This window comes from Sphaerisporangium krabiense (genome assembly GCF_014200435.1).
GTDB classification, from domain to species: Bacteria; Actinomycetota; Actinomycetes; order Streptosporangiales; family Streptosporangiaceae; genus Sphaerisporangium; species Sphaerisporangium krabiense.
In genome coordinates this window covers 176795-194479 of record NZ_JACHBR010000001.1, presented here as the reverse complement: position 1 = coordinate 194479, position 17685 = coordinate 176795, and the positions used below count along the sequence as shown (strand labels likewise).

General features: G+C 72.6%; 15 protein-coding genes. 9 read left to right on the top strand and 6 right to left on the bottom strand.

Features of this window, described 5'->3' with window-relative positions:
- Window positions 1-251: 251 nt before the first annotated feature.
- From mscL to BJ981_RS00875, 3 genes are all read right to left on the bottom strand, one after another.
- The gene (mscL, locus tag BJ981_RS00885) at window positions 252-683 is read right to left on the bottom strand and encodes a large conductance mechanosensitive channel protein MscL (RefSeq protein ID WP_184607843.1); all 432 of its coding nucleotides are present in this window, start codon (window positions 681-683) and stop codon (window positions 252-254) included.
- A 203-nt stretch (window positions 684-886) separates the two neighbouring features.
- Window positions 887-1126 (bottom strand): DUF397 domain-containing protein, encoded by a 240-nt coding sequence (locus tag BJ981_RS00880; protein ID WP_184607842.1) that lies wholly within the window; start codon window positions 1124-1126, stop codon window positions 887-889.
- A gap of 141 nt (window positions 1127-1267) precedes the next feature.
- Window positions 1268-2110 carry a helix-turn-helix domain-containing protein gene (locus tag BJ981_RS00875; RefSeq protein WP_184607841.1) on the bottom strand — a complete coding sequence of 281 codons (843 nt, stop codon included), beginning with the start codon at window positions 2108-2110 and terminating at the stop codon, window positions 1268-1270.
- Window positions 2111-2502: 392 nt separating this feature from the next.
- Between BJ981_RS00875 and BJ981_RS00870 the strand changes: the two genes are divergently transcribed.
- The 6 genes from BJ981_RS00870 (at window position 2503) to BJ981_RS00845 (ending at window position 11432) form a co-directional block, all read left to right on the top strand.
- Window positions 2503-2811: a hypothetical protein gene (locus BJ981_RS00870; protein ID WP_184607840.1), complete on the top strand. Its 309-nt coding sequence runs from the start codon at window positions 2503-2505 to the stop codon at window positions 2809-2811.
- Window positions 2812-3050: 239 nt separating this feature from the next.
- Window positions 3051-4358, top strand: coding sequence for a family 8 glycosyl hydrolase (locus tag BJ981_RS00865; RefSeq protein WP_239139164.1), 1308 nt, complete (start codon window positions 3051-3053; stop codon window positions 4356-4358).
- Between the two features lie 133 nt (window positions 4359-4491).
- Entirely contained in the window at window positions 4492-6597 is a 2106-nt protein-coding gene (gene glgX / locus BJ981_RS00860) for a glycogen debranching protein GlgX (protein ID WP_184607838.1), read from the top strand.
- A 79-nt stretch (window positions 6598-6676) separates the two neighbouring features.
- Window positions 6677-8902 carry a malto-oligosyltrehalose synthase gene (gene treY, locus BJ981_RS00855; protein WP_239139165.1) on the top strand — a complete coding sequence of 742 codons (2226 nt, stop codon included), beginning with the start codon at window positions 6677-6679 and terminating at the stop codon, window positions 8900-8902.
- 54 nt (window positions 8903-8956) lie between these two features.
- Window positions 8957-10690, top strand: a complete 1734-nt coding sequence (gene treZ, locus BJ981_RS00850; protein ID WP_184607837.1) for a malto-oligosyltrehalose trehalohydrolase — start codon at window positions 8957-8959, stop codon at window positions 10688-10690.
- Window positions 10691-10907: 217 nt separating this feature from the next.
- Complete coding sequence (locus BJ981_RS00845; RefSeq protein WP_184607836.1) at window positions 10908-11432, top strand: RNA polymerase sigma factor; 525 nt, start codon at window positions 10908-10910, stop codon at window positions 11430-11432.
- Window positions 11433-11487: 55 nt separating this feature from the next.
- Here the strand turns inward: BJ981_RS00845 and BJ981_RS00840 are convergent, their stop codons facing one another.
- Window positions 11488-12447, bottom strand: a complete 960-nt coding sequence (locus BJ981_RS00840; RefSeq protein WP_260324597.1) for a MerR family transcriptional regulator — start codon at window positions 12445-12447, stop codon at window positions 11488-11490.
- A 201-nt stretch (window positions 12448-12648) separates the two neighbouring features.
- Between BJ981_RS00840 and BJ981_RS00835 the strand changes: the two genes are divergently transcribed.
- Both BJ981_RS00835 and BJ981_RS00830 read left to right on the top strand, forming a co-directional pair.
- The gene (locus BJ981_RS00835) at window positions 12649-13947 is read left to right on the top strand and encodes a cryptochrome/photolyase family protein (RefSeq protein ID WP_184607834.1); all 1299 of its coding nucleotides are present in this window, start codon (window positions 12649-12651) and stop codon (window positions 13945-13947) included.
- Entirely contained in the window at window positions 13948-14241 is a 294-nt protein-coding gene (locus tag BJ981_RS00830; protein ID WP_184607833.1) for an MTH1187 family thiamine-binding protein, read from the top strand.
- 36 nt (window positions 14242-14277) lie between these two features.
- Here BJ981_RS00830 and BJ981_RS00825 read toward each other — a convergent pair whose 3' ends face one another.
- Window positions 14278-15051, bottom strand: coding sequence for an SAM-dependent methyltransferase (locus BJ981_RS00825; RefSeq protein WP_260324596.1), 774 nt, complete (start codon window positions 15049-15051; stop codon window positions 14278-14280).
- 230 nt (window positions 15052-15281) lie between these two features.
- Here BJ981_RS00825 and pgm point away from each other — a divergent pair, with 230 nt between their 5' ends.
- The gene (gene pgm / locus BJ981_RS00820) at window positions 15282-16931 is read left to right on the top strand and encodes a phosphoglucomutase (alpha-D-glucose-1,6-bisphosphate-dependent) (RefSeq protein ID WP_184607831.1); all 1650 of its coding nucleotides are present in this window, start codon (window positions 15282-15284) and stop codon (window positions 16929-16931) included.
- Between the two features lie 51 nt (window positions 16932-16982).
- Here the strand turns inward: pgm and BJ981_RS00815 are convergent, their stop codons facing one another.
- Window positions 16983-17660, bottom strand: coding sequence for a uracil-DNA glycosylase (locus BJ981_RS00815; protein ID WP_184607830.1), 678 nt, complete (start codon window positions 17658-17660; stop codon window positions 16983-16985).
- Between the last annotated feature and the right edge of the window lie 25 nt (window positions 17661-17685).

Here is a 17685-nt window from a genome sequence, read left to right as displayed (position 1 = left end):
TGGGCCTCGGGAAAAGGTGGGGTTATCTCCTGGTCAATCTCGCGGTCAGAGCGGAATGCATAGCTGTTTGCGGCTATTTAGGGGCTATGGCGGCCTGTGGGGTGCGGGGCCTGTTTTAGGTGGTTCTTGCCGGAAAATACATCGGGGATCTGACATGCGAAAGGTGCCGCGAGGAAAATCCGGATAACGATGTCCGGTCCCCTCGGCGGCACCTTCGCGACCGTGCGCGGGCCGGGCCCGGCGCCCGGACGTCAGGCCGGCGGGCGGTCGTTCGCCGGGACGGCGGCGCTCAGCACAACGGTGCAGAAGGCGCAGCGGCGGGCCTCCACCGGGATGTCGCTGAGGCACTCGGGGCACTGCTTCTCGGTGCTCTTCTTGTCCCGGTCGAAGAAGGCGATCACCCGCGTCATGGGCAGCACGACCAGCCAGTAGATGACGGCGGCGATGATGAGGAACGTCAGCAGGTGGTTGACGAAGTCGCCGTACTTGAACACCGCGCCGTTGATCGTGAAGCTGTACTGCGAGAAGTCGGGCTTGCGGCCGCCGGTGACGGCCGCGATCAACGGTGTGATCAGGTCGGCGACCAGCGCCTGCACCAGCCCGCTGAACGTGGCGCCGACCACGACCGCGACGGCCAGTTCCACGAGATTGCCGCGCATCAGGAACTTCCTGAATCCGCCCATTGCCGAGTCCTCCGGAGAATTTGCGATCTGCGAAAGCGTCCGGCTTCCCCCGAGGTTCGGGGCGAACCGGCCGGTGCGCACGACTTCCCCGGCGCCGACGATATACCCGCGTGAGACCCCTTGGTGTTCTCCCGGCGGGAGCCGTGGGGAGGGCCCGCCGCCGAAGGACCGGGACGGGCGGGATCGGCCCGCCCCGGCGTGCGTCAGTTCTCGCCCGACGGCCTCTTGAGGCTCTGCACATCGAACTCGCCGTTCTTGGCGCCGTCGATGAAGACCTGCCATTCACTCTCGGTGTAGAGCAGCGCAGGATTCGCGGGGTCCTTCGAGTCGCGTACGGCTATCAACCCGTCCACGACCGCGACCTCGACACAATTCTTGGTGGTACAGCGAGCGGCCGTGCGCCACTCGACCGCGGGAAAATACGCGGTTGAAGAAAACCTCATTGGTTCCCCTGACGGTGCCGGGCATGACATGGCTCACCGCGATGGCGATCCATCATCCGCAGTATCCCATCCCATGATCGCCAACGGGACCGCGCCGGACCGCCGCGTGGGCGCGCCCGGCCGCCGGCCCGGAACGGCCGGTCAGCCGTCGTAGGTGCCGGTGATCTCGGCGATGCGCGCGGCGGACGCCTCGGGCCCGAGCGCGAGGGCCGTCAGGCGGTGCGCGGCCTCCCTGCAGATGGCGAGCTCCGAGGGCTTCTCCAGGTATTCGGCACGCGTGATCGACTCGACGTAGGCGATGTCGGAGAGCCCGGGGTCGCCCATCTCCAGCAGCGTGAACGCGCTGTTGAATCCCATGTGCGCGCCCACGGAGAACGGGATCACCCGCACGCTGATGTGCGGCAGCCGCGTCCACTCCACGACCCGTTCCAACTGGGCGCGCATGACCGCGGCGCCGCCGACGGAGCGGTGCAGCACCGATTCGTCGAGAATGACGAGATGGCGCGGCGGCGACTCCCGCACCAGGATTCCCTGCCTTTTCATGCGCGTCTCGACGCGTTCCCTGAGAACGTCTTCCTCGATCTCCGGCAGCACCGCCCTGATTATCGCGCCCGCGTATTCGGCGGTCTGCAGGATTCCCGGCACCGCGCAGGTGTCGTAGATCGTGATGGCGGACGCCTCGGTCTCCAGCCCTATGTAGAGGCGGAAGTCGGGGTCGTCGTAGGTCTGCCACCACCCCGGCTGCCTGGCCTCGCGGGCCATGCGCATCAGGCTCTCGGTCTCGGCCTGGTCCGCGCCGTAGATCTGGCACAGGTCGCGCACGTCCCGCGGGATCACGCCGCGCCGGCCCGTCTCGATCCTGCTGATCTTGGCGGGCGAGCACTCCAGGCGCTGGGCGGCGTCCTCGATGCTGAGCCCGGCGTCCTTGCGGAGCTCGCGCAGCCTCGTGGCGAGCTGGCGGCGCCGCAGGGTGGGGTTGGCCATCGGCGCTCACCTCTTCCTGTCGTCGTGCGCGGGGACGCGACACCGCGCCGGCGGCGCCCGCGTGGTCACAGTCCAGCGTATTGGCCACCGTATTGGCACGCGCGAATCACCGAGGCTGTCCACGGGGAGAGACTTCTCTGGCAATTGCCATTGGCGGTTGCCTTCCGCACGAAGCAGGGTAAACAGAAGGTTAGCCCCTGATCGAGCGGACGTCCCCGGCCGAGCCGGACCCTCGCGCGAAGGACGCCGATCGGCGGGGCGGGGGGATACCGCGCCGGCGGGGGCGCGGGGGCCGGGCGCCCCAGGGCGCGTGTCGTGACGGAGCGGTGCAGGGCGCCGAGCCGTCCCTGGAGACCACTCGATCATTCGGGGAGCGAGAGGACGATCCTGGTATGAATGTCGGTCCGGCCGGGCTCACGGCGAACCTGTGGGCGCTCATCCGCGCGCAGGCGCTGGCCCGGCACTGGGAGCTCAGCGACGCGATGTTCGCCGAGATCGACGGGTTCGCGCTGGTGCAGGGCTGGGCGATCAGCCGCCACCGCAGCCGGCACGTCTACCGCGACCCCCGGTTCGACCGGGTGGTCCTCTGCTGCACCTGCGGGGGCGACGGCAAGGGGGAGGGCGGCCGGGCGTGCCGCACCTGCAAGGGGGACGGGCTGCTCAACTTCTTCGAGCCCCCGCGGCGCGGGGCGGGCGCCTGACGGCGGAGCGCCGGCATGGGGGACACGCAGGCGACGGCCCGGTACGGCCTGGCCGTACCGGGGGTTGGTCGCCGCTTCGAACTGCGCGGACCAGTCTGGCCGAACGGCGGGGCCGCGGGGGCCCGGGCACGCCCACGGGAGAATGCCGCTATGGTCACGGGACCTTAAGAACCTTTCTCGACTCCCAGGACCCGCCCATATCTCGCCCGAACACGCCGCTTGAGGAGAGGACGCCCGAGGTGCTGGGTTTCACCGGTCCCCGCCGCCAGGTCCGCGCCGCCCTGCTCGCCGCCGTCCTGGCCGCGGTGGCCGGCTGCGCGCAGGCCCCCGCCCGCGCCACGCCCTCCCCGGACGCCGCGCCCTCCCGCCAGGGCGGCGCCGTGACCCCGCGGCCGGGCCCGGCCGTCCCGTTCGGCGGCCACCGGTTCCCGTACGCGGCCGGGACGCTGACCCCCTCGGCGCCGCGCGAGACCCTCGACCGCGCGGTCCTCGCCTCCTACACCCGGTGGAAGAAGGCGTTCCTCAAGCGGAACTGCGGCCACGGCTGGTACCAGGTGATCTCGCCCGACGCCGACCACCCGTACGTCGCCGAGGCACAGGGCTACGGCATGGTGATCCTGGCGACGATGGCCGGGGCCGACCCGGAGGCCAGGACGGCCTTCGACGGCATGGTCGCCTACATGCTCGCCCATCCGTCGGTGAACGACCACGACCTCCTCGCGGCCGAGCAGGACTCCCGGTGCCGCAGCGTCAACGGCTCGGACTCGGCGACCGACGGCGACCTCGACGTGGCCTACGCCCTGCTGCTGGCCGACCGCCAGTGGGGGAGCGCCGGCGTCCACGACTACCGGAGCCTCGCGATCCGGCACATCGACGCGATCAAGGCGAGCGAGATCAACCCGCGCACGCGCCTGACCCGCCTCGGCGACTGGAGCACGCCCGAAGATCCGACCTACTACGTCACCCGCTCCTCCGACTGGCTCCTCGACCGCTTCCGCGCGTTCGCGAAGGCGACCGGCGACCCGGACTGGGAGGAGATCAGGGCCGCGCACCAGCGCCTGATCGCCGCCCAGCAGTCCAGGTACGCCCCGGAGACCGGGCTGCTCGCCGACTTCGTCGTCGCCACCGACACCGCCCCGAGGCCCGCGCCGGGCGAGGTGCTGGAGGACGCCCACGACGGCGCCTACTACTGGAACGCCTGCCGGGACCCGTGGCGGATCGGCGCCGACGCCGTCACCGCCGGCGACCCGGCCTCGCGCGCCGCCGCCCGGACGATGAGCGCCTGGATCCGGCGCGCGACCGGCGGGGACCCGGACAGGATCGCGGCCGGCTACACGCTCAAGGGCGCCCCCATCGACGAGGGGCAGGAGCCGGCGTTCTTCGCCCCCTTCGCCGTCGCCGCCATGTCCGACCCCGGCGCCCAGGCATGGCTCGACGCCCTGTGGGCGAAGATGATCCGCACGCCCGTCGTGCCGTCCGACTACTACGCGGCCACCGTCCAGCTCCAGGTGATGATCGTGGTCAGCGGCAACTCGTGGACGCCCTGACGTGTGACGGTCGTGTTTCCGGCCGAGTGTCCGGCCCGGTTCCGGCGCGTCCGGTCGAGTAACCTGGCACACACGGCCGCGTCGGCGTGCATGGTCGGGGAACATGGGGGCAAACCCCTATCCGGGTGGTGACATGATCGAAATTTGGCCCGGCGATCCCTATCCGCTCGGGGCTACATATGACGGCGCGGGGACGAACTTCGCGCTCTATACCGAGGTAGGCGAGCGCGTGGAGCTCTGCCTGTTCGACGACGCAGGAAAGGAGAGACGTGTCGAGCTCACCGAGACCGAGGGCTTCGTCTGGCACGGCTACCTTCCGGGCATAGGCCCGGGGCAGCGGTACGGCTACCGCGTCCACGGGCCCTACGACCCGGCGCGCGGGCACCGCTGCAACCCCAACAAGCTCCTGCTGGACCCGTACGCCAAGGCCATCGAGGGCGGGGTGAACTGGGACCAGGCCGCATACGGCTACCGCTTCGGCGAGCCCGACAGCCGTGACGACAGCGACTCCGCGGCCTACGTGCCGAAGTCCGTCGTGGTCAACCCGTTCTTCGGCTGGGGACACGACCGTCCGCCCGCGACGCCGTACCACGACACGGTCATCTACGAGGCGCACGTCCGCGGGCTGACCATCCAGCATCCCCGCATCCCCGAGCGCATCCGCGGCACCTACGCCGCGCTCGGGCACCCCGAGATCATCGACCATCTGACCGGTCTCGGCGTCACCGCGGTCGAGCTGATGCCCGTGCACCAGTTCGTCACCGACGACACGCTCCAGCAGCGCGGCCTGACCAACTACTGGGGTTACAACACCATCGGCTTCTTCGCCCCGCACAACGCCTATTCCAGCTCCGGCGAGCTGGGCGGGCAGGTGCTGGAGTTCAAGGCGATGGTCAAGGCCCTGCACGAGGCCAACATCGAGGTCATCCTCGACGTCGTCTACAACCACACCGCCGAGGGCAACCACCTCGGGCCGACGCTCAGCATGCGCGGCATCGACAACAAGTCGTACTACCGGCTCGTGGACGACGACCAGCGCTACTACATGGACACGACCGGCACCGGCAACAGCCTGCTGATGCGCTCGCCGCACACGCTGCAGCTCATCATGGACTCCCTGCGGTACTGGGTCATCGAGATGCACGTCGACGGCTTCCGCTTCGACCTCGCGGCCACCCTGGCCCGCGAGCTGCACGAGGTGGACCGGCTGTCGGCGTTCTTCGACCTCGTCCAGCAGGACCCGGTGCTCAGCCAGGTCAAGCTCATCGCCGAGCCGTGGGACGTCGGCCCCGGCGGCTACCAGGTCGGCAACTTCCCGCCCCGGTGGACGGAGTGGAACGGCCGCTACCGCGACACGATCCGCGACATGTGGCGCGGCGAGCCCGCCGCCCTGCCGGAGTTCGCCTCGCGCCTCACCGGCTCCAGCGACCTCTACCAGGACGACAGCCGCCGGCCCGCCGCGTCGATCAACTTCGTGACCTGCCACGACGGCTTCACCCTGCGCGACCTGGTGTCGTACAACTCCAAGCACAACGAGGCCAACGGCGAGGGCAACCGCGACGGCACCGACGACAACCGGTCCTGGAACTGCGGCGAGGAGGGCCCGGCCGGGGGCGCGGTCGAGGCGCTGCGCGAGCAGCAGAAGCGCAACTTCCTGGCCACGCTGTTCCTGTCGCAGGGCGTGCCCATGCTCTCGCACGGCGACGAGCTCGGGCGCACCCAGGGCGGCAACAACAACGCCTACTGCCAGGACAACGAGATCAGCTGGGTGGACTGGTCCGACGTCCGCGAGAACTGGCTGCTGCTGGAGTTCAGCCAGCGGCTGGCCCGGCTGCGGCGCGACCACCCGGTGTTCCGGCGCAGGCGGTTCTTCTACGGCCGCGCGGTGCGCGGGTCCGGCGACGAGCTGACCGACATCGCCTGGCTCACGCCCGCGGGCGTCGAGATGACCGACGCCGACTGGCACAACGGCTACGCCAAGTCGCTGTGCGTCTTCCTGAACGGCGAGGCCATCACCGAGCCGGACCGGCGCGGGCGCCGCATCGTGGACGACTCGTTCCTGCTGATGTTCAACGCCTACCACGACACCATCGAGTTCACGATCCCGAAGGACTTCGGCGAGGCGTGGATGCCCGAGATCGACACGGCGGTGCCCATCAGCGTCGACTCCGCGCTCTACCGGGCGGGCGACGAGGTGCCGGTGGCGGGCCGCTCGGTCCGCGTGCTGCGCCGCGCCTGATCCCCGACCGCACGACCCGCCCCACGGCACGACCGCGCGGCCGCCTCGCCGCGGACCCGACTCTCCCGGAAGGAACGACGTGACCGACCCCGTGAAGCCCCAGGCGCCGCCGCGGCCCACGGCGACCTACCGGCTGCAGCTCACCCCGGACTTCGGCTTCGCCGAGGCGGCCGAGCTCACCTCCTACCTGGCCGAGCTCGGCGTGAGCCACCTGTACCTCTCGCCGATCCTCCAGGCGTCGCCGGAGTCCCGGCACGGCTACGACGTCACCGACCACTCCCGCGTCCGCGAGGAGTTCGGCGGCATGGCCGGGCTGCGCCGGCTGGCCGCGCGGGGGCTCCCGATCGTGGTGGACATCGTGCCGAACCACATGACGGTCCCGGTCCCGGAGTCCCGCAACGCCCGGTTGTGGGACGTGCTGCGGCACGGGCCCGGCGCCGCCTCCGCCCGGTGGTTCGACCTGGACTGGATCGGCGGCCAGGTGGCGCTGCCCGTCCTCGGTCCCGGGGCCGACCCCGAGGCGGAGGTCGTGGCGGACGGCGACGTCCTGCGCTACCACGACCACGAGTACCCGCTGCGCGGCGACGGGCGGCCCGCCGGCCAGTTCTACCGCCTGGTCCCCTGGCGGGACGCCCCCGGCTACCGCCGCTTCTTCGACGTCTCGTCGCTGATCGGCCTGCGCGCCGAGGACCCGGAGGTGTTCGAGGCCACCCACGAGGTCATCCTGCGGCTGGTGGCCGAGGGACTGGTCACGGGGCTTCGCGTGGACCATCCCGACGGGCTCGCCGACCCGCGCGGCTACCTCGCCCGGCTGCGCGAGCGCGCCCCGGTGTGGACGGTCGCCGAGAAGATCCTGGTCGAGGACGAACGCCTGCCCGGCGACTGGGCGTGCGAGGGCACGACCGGCTACGACGCGCTGAACATGGTGACCCGCCTGTTCGTCGACCCCGGCGGTGAGGAGCCGCTGCTGGACGTCTTCGTCCGGCACACCGGTTTCCCGCCCGACTACGACGCCGTCCGCTACGAGGCGAAGAAGCAGGTGCTGGAGGAGTTCTTCACCGGCGAGGTCGACCGCCTCACCCGCGAGGTGCCCGAGCTGCGCGAGGCGTTCGTCGAGCTGCTCGCGGACATGCCGGTCTACCGCGCCTACGCCGTGCCCGGGGAGGAGCACCCCGAGGAGACGCTGCGCATCGTCCGCGCCGCCGCCGAGGCCGCGTCCGCGCGGACCAACCCCGAGGCGGTCGCCAAGGCCGCCGACCTGGCCCTGTACGGCCCGCCGGAGACGGTCGTGCGCTTCCAGCAGACCTGCGGGCCGGTGATGGCCAAGGGCGTGGAGGACACCGCGCTGTACCGCTGGTACCCGCTGGCCTGCCTCAACGAGGTCGGCGGCGAGCCGGACCACTTCTGGGTGTCGCCCGACCGGTTCCACCGCTACTGCCAGGGCATGGCGCCGCACACGATGACCACGCTCTCGACCCACGACACCAAGCGCTCGGAGGACGTCCGCGCCCGGCTCGCCGTGCTGTCGGAGCTGCCCGCCGAGTGGGCCGAGGCCGTCGCCGAATGGTCCGCCCAGGTCTCCTTCGACCCCAAGCTGGACTACCTGGCCTGGCAGAACCTCATGGCCGCCTGGCCCATCGGCGCCGACCGGTTCGCCGACTTCCTGGCCAAGGCCGCCCGCGAGGCCAAGACCTCGATGTCGTGGGCCGACCCCGACCCGTCCTACGAGGAGGGCGTCCGCGCGTTCGCGGCGCGGGCGATCGAGGTGTGCGGCCCCTCGGTGGCGGCGTTCACCGAGCGCGTCGACCGGTACGCCCGCGCCAACTCCCTCGGCCAGAAGCTGGTGCAGCTCATGATGCCGGGCGTCCCCGACGTCTACCAGGGCTGCGAGACCACGGACTTCTCGCTGGTGGACCCCGACAACCGGCGTCCGGTCGACTTCGCCTACCGCCGCTCGCTGCTCCGGGCGCCGGGCGGCGACAGCTGGGACGCCGCCAAGCTGCTGGTCACCGCCTCGGCGCTGCGGCTGCGCGCCCGCGTCGGCGCGGACCTGCCCTACGTCCCGCTGGAGACCGAGGGCATCGGCAGGGACCACTCGGTGGCCTTCGCGCGGGGCGAGCGCGCGGTGGTCGTGGTCACCCGCCTGCCCGCCGGGCTGGAACGCCGCGGCGGCTGGGGCTGCGCGCCCATCGGGCTGCCGCAGGGACGCTGGCGCGACGTCCTCACCGGTGTCCCGCACACCGGCCGGGTCCCGTACGCTCACCTGCTGGCGCGTTATCCCGTGGCGCTGCTGGAAAGAGGGTAGGTCCTCGGGCCGTCCGCACGGCTGACGGCACGCTTCCACGAAGGCGGGAGGAACATGTTCGAGGTCTGGGCGCCCACGGCGGACCGGGTCGAGGTCGAGATCCACATCGACACCGGCAAGACCGAGCGGCACGCGATGACTCGCGGCCGGGACGGCTGGTGGACGGCGCGCGTGGCCGGTGCCGGGCACGACACCGACTACGCCTTCAGCGTGGACGGCGGTGAGGCGTTCCCCGACCCGAGGACGCGCCGCCAGCCGTCCGGCGTGTTCGGGCCGAGCCGCGTCTACGACCACGACCGCTTCGCGTGGAACGACCAGGGCTGGCGCGGGCGGGCCCTGCCCGGCTCGGTGATCTACGAGGTGCACGTCGGCGCGTTCACCCCGGAGGGCACCTTCGACGCGGCGGCGGGCCGCATCGGCCACCTGGTCGACCTCGGCGTCGACTTCGTCGAGCTGATGCCGGTCCCGCCGGTGCCGGGCCGCCACAACTGGGGGTACGACGGCGTGGACCTGTACGCCGTCCACGAGGAGTACGGCGGCCCTGACGGCCTGAAGCGGTTCGTGGACGCCTGCCACCGCGCGGGCCTCGGCGTGCTGCTCGACGTCGTCTACAACCACCTCGGGCCGTCGGGGAACTTCCTGGCCCCGTTCGGGCCCTACTTCCACGAGACGGCGTCCTCCTTCTGGGGGCAGGCCGTCAACCTCGACGGCAAGCACTCCGACGAGGTGCGCCGCTACTTCATCGGCAACGCGGTGCAGTGGCTGCGCGACTACCACATCGACGGCCTGCGGCTGGACGCCGTGCACGCCCTGCACGACAACCGGGCCGTGCACTTCCTGGAGGAGCTCGCCACCGAGGTGGACGCGCTGTCGGCGACGCTCGGCCGGCCGCTCACACTGATCGCCGAGGCCGACATGAACGATCCCCGGCTGGTCACCCCGCGCGAGGCCGGCGGGCACGGCCTGGCCGCCGCGTGGAACGACGACGTGCACCACGCCCTGCACGCGGCGGTCAGCGGCGAGCGCCACGGCTACTACGGCGACTTCGGCTCGATGGGGGCGCTGGCCAAGGTGCTGACCCACGCCTACTTCCACGACGGCACCTATTCGAGCTTCCGGGGGCGCACGCACGGGCGTCCGGTGGACCGGCTGCGCGTCCCCGGCCACCGTTTCGTGTGCTGCGTGCAGAACCACGACCAGATCGGCAACCGCGCGGCCGGCGACCGCCTGCCGCCCGAGGCGCTGAAGCTCGGCGCCGGGCTGCTGCTCACCTCGCCGTTCACGCCCATGCTGTTCATGGGGGAGGAGTGGGCGGCGAGCACGCCGTTCCTGTTCTTCACCGACCATGTCGAGCCGCACCTGGCGCAGGGCGAGGGCGAGCGGCGTGAGGCGGAGTTCGTGGGCTTCGGCTACGACGACTGGGGCGGCACGGCCCCCGACCCGCAGGACGAGGCGACCTTCCACCGTTCGAAGCTCGACTGGACCGAGCCCGCCGAGCCGGGCCACCGCGAGGTCCTCGCCTGGTACTGCGACCTCATCGCGCTGCGCAGGGCCCACCCCGCCCTGGCCGATCCCCGTCTGGACCGTGTCTCGGCCGAGTTCAGCGAGGAGGGCCGCTGGATCGTCGTCCACCGCGGGCCGCTCCGCGTGGCCGCCAACCTTGGTGCGGCCCCCGCGACCGTCCCGGTGACCGGGCGGGTGCTGCTCGCCTCCGACGACGCCGTCACGGTGACCTCCGAGGCGACCACGCTGCCGCCGCGCTCGCTCGTGGTCCTCGACCCCTCCTGACCCCGCGCCCACGGGTGGCCGTGGGCCCTTCACGATCCGGCCGCCGGGTTTCCCCGGGCCGGATCGTTCGCGTTTGCGCGTCGTGGCCGGGTGCCGGCGTCGCCGGACGAGACTTGGCCGTCGCGTGCCTCGGTTTTGGCCGTTCCGGGTTGCTTTCACGTCGCCACCCCGAGTATGAATAGGTTTTGAGTAAGTTTTCAGCGACGGGGAGCGGCGTATGACCGGCACACTGGGGGAGCGGCTCGCGGGCGGCGACGACGAGGCCCTCGCGGAGTGCCTGCGCGCCCACGCGGCCCTGATCAGCGGCTACCTGCGCAGGCTCGTGCCCGCCCAGGACGTCGAGGACGTGCGGCAGGTCGTGTTCTCCGAGGTGTGGCGGTCACGGCGCCGCTACGACCCCGCGCGCAGCCTGGAGGCGTGGATCCTCGGCATCACCCGCAAGCGCGCCATCGACCACCTGCGGGCCCGCGTGCCGGTCACCGTACCCCTGGACAGCGTCGGCGAACCGGGCGGCGCCGACGGGCGCGAGACGGCCGACGCGCTCGGGCGGCGCGACCAGGTCCTGCGGGCGCTCGCCGTGCTCCCCGGCCCGCAGCGCGAGGCCATCGAGCTGGCCTACTACGGCGACCTGACCCAGCGCGAGATCGCCGAACGGCTCCACATCCCTCTGGGCACCGTCAAGGCCCGCACGGCGCGCGGCCTGCACCGCCTGTCCTCGGTCCTGTCCACCCTCGCCGCCTGACCGGCCCGGTGTCCGGCCTCCCGGACGAGTGCCGCCGTGTCCGGCCGGACGCCGGTCAGCCGAGGGTGGCGCCGACCTCCGCGACGGCCTCGCGCAGGGACCTCACATGGGTGACCCCCGCGGGCAGCCCTGGCCACCAGCCGGGGCCGCCGACGATCACCCGGGACGCGGGCCGCAGCGCGGGCAGCGCTCCGAGCGGCGCGGGGTTCCCCGTCTCGCGCAACTGCGACCAGACGAACACGGCGAGCGGCCCGAGGCGCCGCATGGCGTCCCCGAGCGCCGCGTGCGGGGTCCGCGGGCCGAGGACCCGGGTCTCCAGGGCGAGCGTCGTGGTCAACGTGGCCGCCAGCGCGTACAGCGGCAGGCTGTGCTGCTCGTCCTGCGCGCAGGCCAGCAGGATCGGGCGGGGATGCGCCGGGCCGGCGGGCCTGCCGGTGCGGTGGCTGAGGGCGCTGAGGAGCCGCTCGGAGAACATGTGCTCGATCTCGACGCCCGCCCCGGTGCCGGCCTGCCTGCGCGTGATCGCCTCGAAGACCGGCAGTGCCAGCCGCTCCCACGTCCAGGCCACTCCGTGCCCGTCCAGGGCCGCCTCCAGGCCCTGGGTCACGGCCTGGACGTCCAGGTTGAGCGCGGCCCTGGCCAGCGTGACGGCACTCGGCGCCGCCTCCCGAGGCCCCGGCCGGTCCCGAGGAGGCCGGTCGAGCACCGCCGGCTCAAGGTCACGGTCCGTGCGTAAGGGGGCGGCCACGGCGGACGCCGCCGCCTCGGGCCGCGCGCCGAGTGCCGCCTGGGCGGCCTCGGCGGGCGGCATACCGGCTTTGACCAGCCGGTTCATCTCCTCAAGGCGCAGCAGGTCGCCCGCGTCGTAGCGGCGGTGGCCCCCCGCGCTGCGGCGGCTCGGGCCGATGCCGTAGCGCGCGTTCCAGGTGCGCAAGGTGGGCGCGGGCACGCCGAGCCGCCGGGCCACGGCCCCGATGCCGTAGCTCGGCCCCTCCTCCGCACGCTCCCCGGTCATCATCGCGTCCTGTCCGCTCGTCCGTCACCGCACGGTCCCGTGGCCGTCCCGCCTCCCCGTCCGTGCCGGGGAACGCCGGCGTCGTCCGGCGCTACCAGCCTGCCAGGCGCCAGGCGCCGTCCGGACCCTTCACCGGGTACTTCGGCGAGGAACCACGCGCCGGACGCAACCGTTTCCCGCGGCGCCGCCGAAGTACAGGACGTGGACCATCCGGACACAGCGATCATTCTCTACAACCGGGACCTCCGGGTGCACGACCACCCGGCGCTGGCGGAGGCGTGCGCGCGGGCCCGGCACGTCGTGCCGCTGTTCGTCGCCGACCCGGCCATCCGCCCGCGCCACCGGGGCGGCTTCCTCGCCGAGGCGCTGGAGGACCTGCGCGCCTCCCTGCGCGACCTCGGCGGCGACCTGGTCGTCCGGCACGGCGACCCGGTGGCCGAGGCCCTCCGCGTGGCCGCGGACACGGGGGCGTCCGCGATCTGGGCCTCGGCGGACGTGAGCGCGTACGCCCGGGCGCGCGAGCGGCGGCTGGAGCGCGAATGCGCCGCGCACCGCCTGGACTTCCGGCTCTTCCCGGGCGTCACCGTCGTCCCGCCCGGCCTGCTGCGGCCCGCGGGTGGCGACCACTACCGGGTGTTCACGCCGTACTGGCGGGCCTGGCGCGACGCCGGGCACCGGCAGGTGACGGGCCCGCCCCCGCTGGTGCGGCTGCCGCCGGGCGTCGAGCCCGGCAGGCTCCCGCGGCGGCCGCGCGCCCCGTACGGGCACCTGCGCGGCGGCGAGACCGTCGCGCGCAGGCGGCTGGACCTGTGGCTGAAGCTCTGCCTCGCCGACTACGAGGACGGCCACGACGACCTCGCCGAGGACCGGACGTCCATGCTCAGCCCCTACCTGCGGTTCGGGTGCGTCTCGCCGTCGGAGGTCGCCGCGCGGGCGACCGGCTACCCCGGCGCCGAGGCGTTCGTCAGGCAGCTCTGCTGGCGCGACTTCTACCACCAGGTGGCCCTGGCCTTCCCCGAGCTGCCGCGCCGCGACTACCGCCCGCGCCGGGTGGACTGGAACGAGGACGGGCACGCCGCCGACGCCTGGCGCGCGGGCATGACCGGAGTGCCCATCGTGGACGCGGGCATGCGCCAGCTCCAGGCGGAGGGATGGATGCACAACCGCGCCCGCCTGATCGTCGGCTCCTACCTCACCAAGCGGCTCAGGATCCACTGGCGGGTGGGCGGCGAGCACTTCGCCGACCTGCTCCTGGACGGGGACGTCGCCGACAACTGGGGCAACTGGCAGTGGGTCGCGGGCACCGGCAACGACACTCGGCCGAACCGGGTGCTCAACCCCCTGCGCCAGGCGAGGAGGTTCGACCCGGACGGCGACTACGTCCGCCGCCACGTCCCCGAGCTCGCCGCGCTCCCCGCCTCGCTGATCCACGAGCCGTGGAAGGCGGCGCCCAAGGTCCCCGGATACCCCGCGCCGCTGCCGACCCCCGACAATGGATAGATGATCATCGCATTCTCCGTGACCCCGCTCGGCGTCGGCGAGGCCGTCGCCGAACCCGTGGCCCGCGCCGTGCGGGTCGTCCGCGACAGCGGCCTGCCCAACAGGACCGACGCCATGTTCACCACCGTCGAGGGCGAGTGGGACGAGGTGATGGACGTCGTCAAACGGGCCGTGGAGGCCGTCGCCGAGGTCGCCCCGCGCGTCAGCCTGGTCCTGAAGGCCGACGTCCGCCCCGGCGTCTCCGACGCGATGACCGGGAAACTGGAGTCCCTCGAACGCCACCTCGACGCCTGAGCCCGCCCGGCGCTCCGCCTGAGCCCCGGGGCCGGGTCAGTGCTTGCGGGCCACGCCGCCCCAGCCGAGCCGGGCGATGCGCTCGGCGAGGTCGGGGAAGATGAAGCGCCGCTGGTCCAGGGGCTCGAAGTCGCCGAACAGGCGCTCGATCTCCGCGACCCCGCGCGGCACCAGCGTGATGCCGGAACGCGCGTAGAGCTCCCGCAGCCGCGCCATGTCGGCGGCGCGCTCCGGCGTCGTGCTCAGGTGGGTGATCACCAGGTGGCTGCCCGGGGCGAGCAGGTCGCGCAGCATGGCCACGTGCTCGCCGGGGTCCTCGACGAAGTGCAGGACCGCCACCATGAGCAGCCCCACCGGCCGGTTCCAGTCGATGAGGCCGGTCCCGGCGACCTTGTCGCGGATGTCGCCGGGCCTGCGGACGTCCCCGTCGATCATGGCGACGGTGTCGGTGTTGGCCAGCAGCGCGCGGCCGTGCACGCACACCACCGGGTCGTTGTCCACGTACACGACGCGCGCGTCCCGCGCGACCGCGTGGGCGACCTGGTGCACGTTGTCCTGGGTGGGCAGGCCCGCGCCGATGTCGACGAACTGGCGGATCCCGCACTCCCCGGCGAGGTGGCGGACGGCGTTGCCGAGGAACAGGCGGTTGTAGCGGACGCCGTCGCTGGACTCGGGGAACAGCCGGGCGACCTGCTCGGCCGCCTCGCGGTCGGCCGCGAAGTTGTCCTTGCCGCCGAGCATGTAGTCGTAGACGCGGGCCGGGTTGGGCGTGCGGACGTCGATGGCGTCGAGTGCCGTGGTCACGCGCATCTCCTCCTCACGGTTCCGGCCGGAGGCCTGAAGCGGGAATTTCCCTAATCTAGTGCGACGCCGCAGGTCGGATCAGTCCCGAATTTTCGGCGTGCCGTTAGGTGGGGGTTCGAGGCGACCCCTCCGGCTGAGTAGCATCGGCCCCGGCCCGGGTTCCGATATCCGTATGAACCGGACCGGCCGAGGGTAGTGCCACCGCAGCGGAACAAGCGTGTGACAAGGGAGTTCTCATGGTGCACGAGCGCGCCGGCAAGCCGGCGCAGGCGTCCGACCTGGTCGATGTGCCCCGTCTCGTGACGGCGTACTACGCCCTGCACCCCGACCCCGGCCGCCCGGAACAGCGGGTGTCCTTCGGCACCTCGGGCCATCGCGGCTCCTCGCTCGACACGGCCTTCAACGAGGACCACATCGCGGCAACCAGCCAGGCCATCTGCGAGTACCGCGCCCGGCAGGGAGTGGACGGGCCGCTGTTCCTCGGCGTGGACACCCACGCGCTGTCGGAGCCCGCCCGGGTCACCGCGCTGGAGGTCTTCGCCGCCAACGGCGTCACCGTGCTCGTCGACTCCCGGGACGGCTACACCCCGACCCCCGCGGTGTCCCACGCGATCCTCACCCACAACCGGGGCCGCGCCTCGGGCCTGGCGGACGGCGTCGTGGTGACCCCCTCCCACAACCCGCCCTCCGACGGCGGCTACAAGTACAACCCGCCGAACGGCGGCCCCGCCGACACCGACGCCACCTCCTGGATCCAGGACCGCGCGAACACGCTGATCGCCGGAGGACTCAAGGAGGTCAGGCGCGTCCCCTACGAGCGGGCGCTCGCGGCCGAGACCACCGGCCGCTACGACTTCCTCGGCGCCTACGTCGACGACCTCCCCGCCGTCGTGGACCTGGACGCGATCCGCGGCGCGTCCGTGCGCATCGGGGCCGACCCCCTCGGCGGCGCCAGCGTGGCCTACTGGGGCGAGATCGCGGAACGGCACCGCCTGGACCTCACCGTGGTCAACCCCGCCGTCGACCCGACCTGGCGGTTCATGACGCTGGACTGGGACGGCAAGATCCGCATGGACTGCTCGTCGCCGCACGCGATGGCGTCCCTGATCGCCGGCCGCTCGGCCTACCAGGTGGCGACGGGCAACGACGCCGACGCCGACCGGCACGGCATCGTCACCCCCGACGGCGGGCTGCTGAACCCCAACCACTACCTCGCCGTCGCCATCTCCTACCTGTGGAACCACCGCCCCGGCTGGCCGGCCGGCGCCCGGGTGGGCAAGACCATGGTGAGCAGCGGCATGATCGACCGGGTGGTCGCCGACCTCGGCCGTGAGCTGTACGAGGTGCCGGTCGGGTTCAAGTGGTTCGTCGGCGGGCTGCTCGACGGCTCGCTCGGCTTCGGCGGCGAGGAGAGCGCGGGCGCGTCGTTCCTGCGGCGCGACGGCTCGGTGTGGACCACCGACAAGGACGGCATCATCCTCGCCCTGCTGGCCTCCGAGATCGTCGCGGTGACCGGCGAGACCCCGAGCGAGTTGTACGCCGGGCTCGTGCGCCGGTTCGGCGACCCCGCCTACGCCCGCGTCGACGCGCCCGCCACCCGCGAGCAGAAGGCGGCGCTGGCGCGGCTGTCCGCCGAGGACGTCACCGCGGGGACGCTCGCCGGAGACCCGGTCACGAACGTGCAGACGGCGGCGCCCGGCAACGGCGCCCCGCTCGGCGGGCTCAAGGTGTCGACCGGGAACGCCTGGTTCGCCGCGCGCCCGTCGGGCACCGAGGACGTCTACAAGATCTACGCCGAGTCGTTCCGGGGCCCGGACCACCTGGCCCTCGTGCAGGACGAGGCCCGCACGCTGGTCGCCGCGGCGCTGAAGCGCGCCGGGGCCTGAACGCCCCGTGACGCGCCCGCCCTGATCGGCGGGCGCGTCGGAGGCGTTCGGTCAGGGGAGCTTCCACTCCACAGGGCCGGCCCCCTGCTTGGTGAGCAGGTCGTTGGCGCGGCTGAACGGGCGGCTGCCGAAGAAGCCGCTGCGCGCCGACAGCGGGCTCGGGTGGGCCGACTCGATGGCCGGCACCGCGCCGAGCAGGGGCTTGAGCGACCGGGCGTCACGGCCCCACAGGATGGCCACCAGCGGGCCGCCGCGGGCGACGAGCGCGCGGATGGCCTGCTCGGTGACCTCTTCCCAGCCCTTGCCCCGGTGGGAGGCGGGCTTGCCGGGCGCGACGGTGAGCGCCCTGTTGAGCAGCAGCACCCCCTGGTCGGTCCACGGAGTCAGGTCGCCGTTGGACGGGGGAGGGTAGCCGAGGTCGGCGGCGTACTCCTTGAAGATGTTGACCAGGCTGCCCGGCAGCGGGCGGACGTCCGGCGCGACGGCGAAGCTCAGGCCGATGGCGTGACCGGGGGTGGGATAGGGATCCTGCCCGACGATGAGCACGCGCACCTGGTCGAACGGCTGCTGGAACGCCCGCAGGACGTTGGGGCCCGCGGGGAGATATTGCCGGCCCTCGGCGATCTCTTGCCTGAGGAAGTCGCCCAGCGCGGCGATGCGCTCGGCGACCGGCTCCAGGGCGGTGGCCCACCCGGATTCGACGACTTCGTTTAATGGACGACCGGTCATGCCGGGATCCTAGCCGTGACGACCG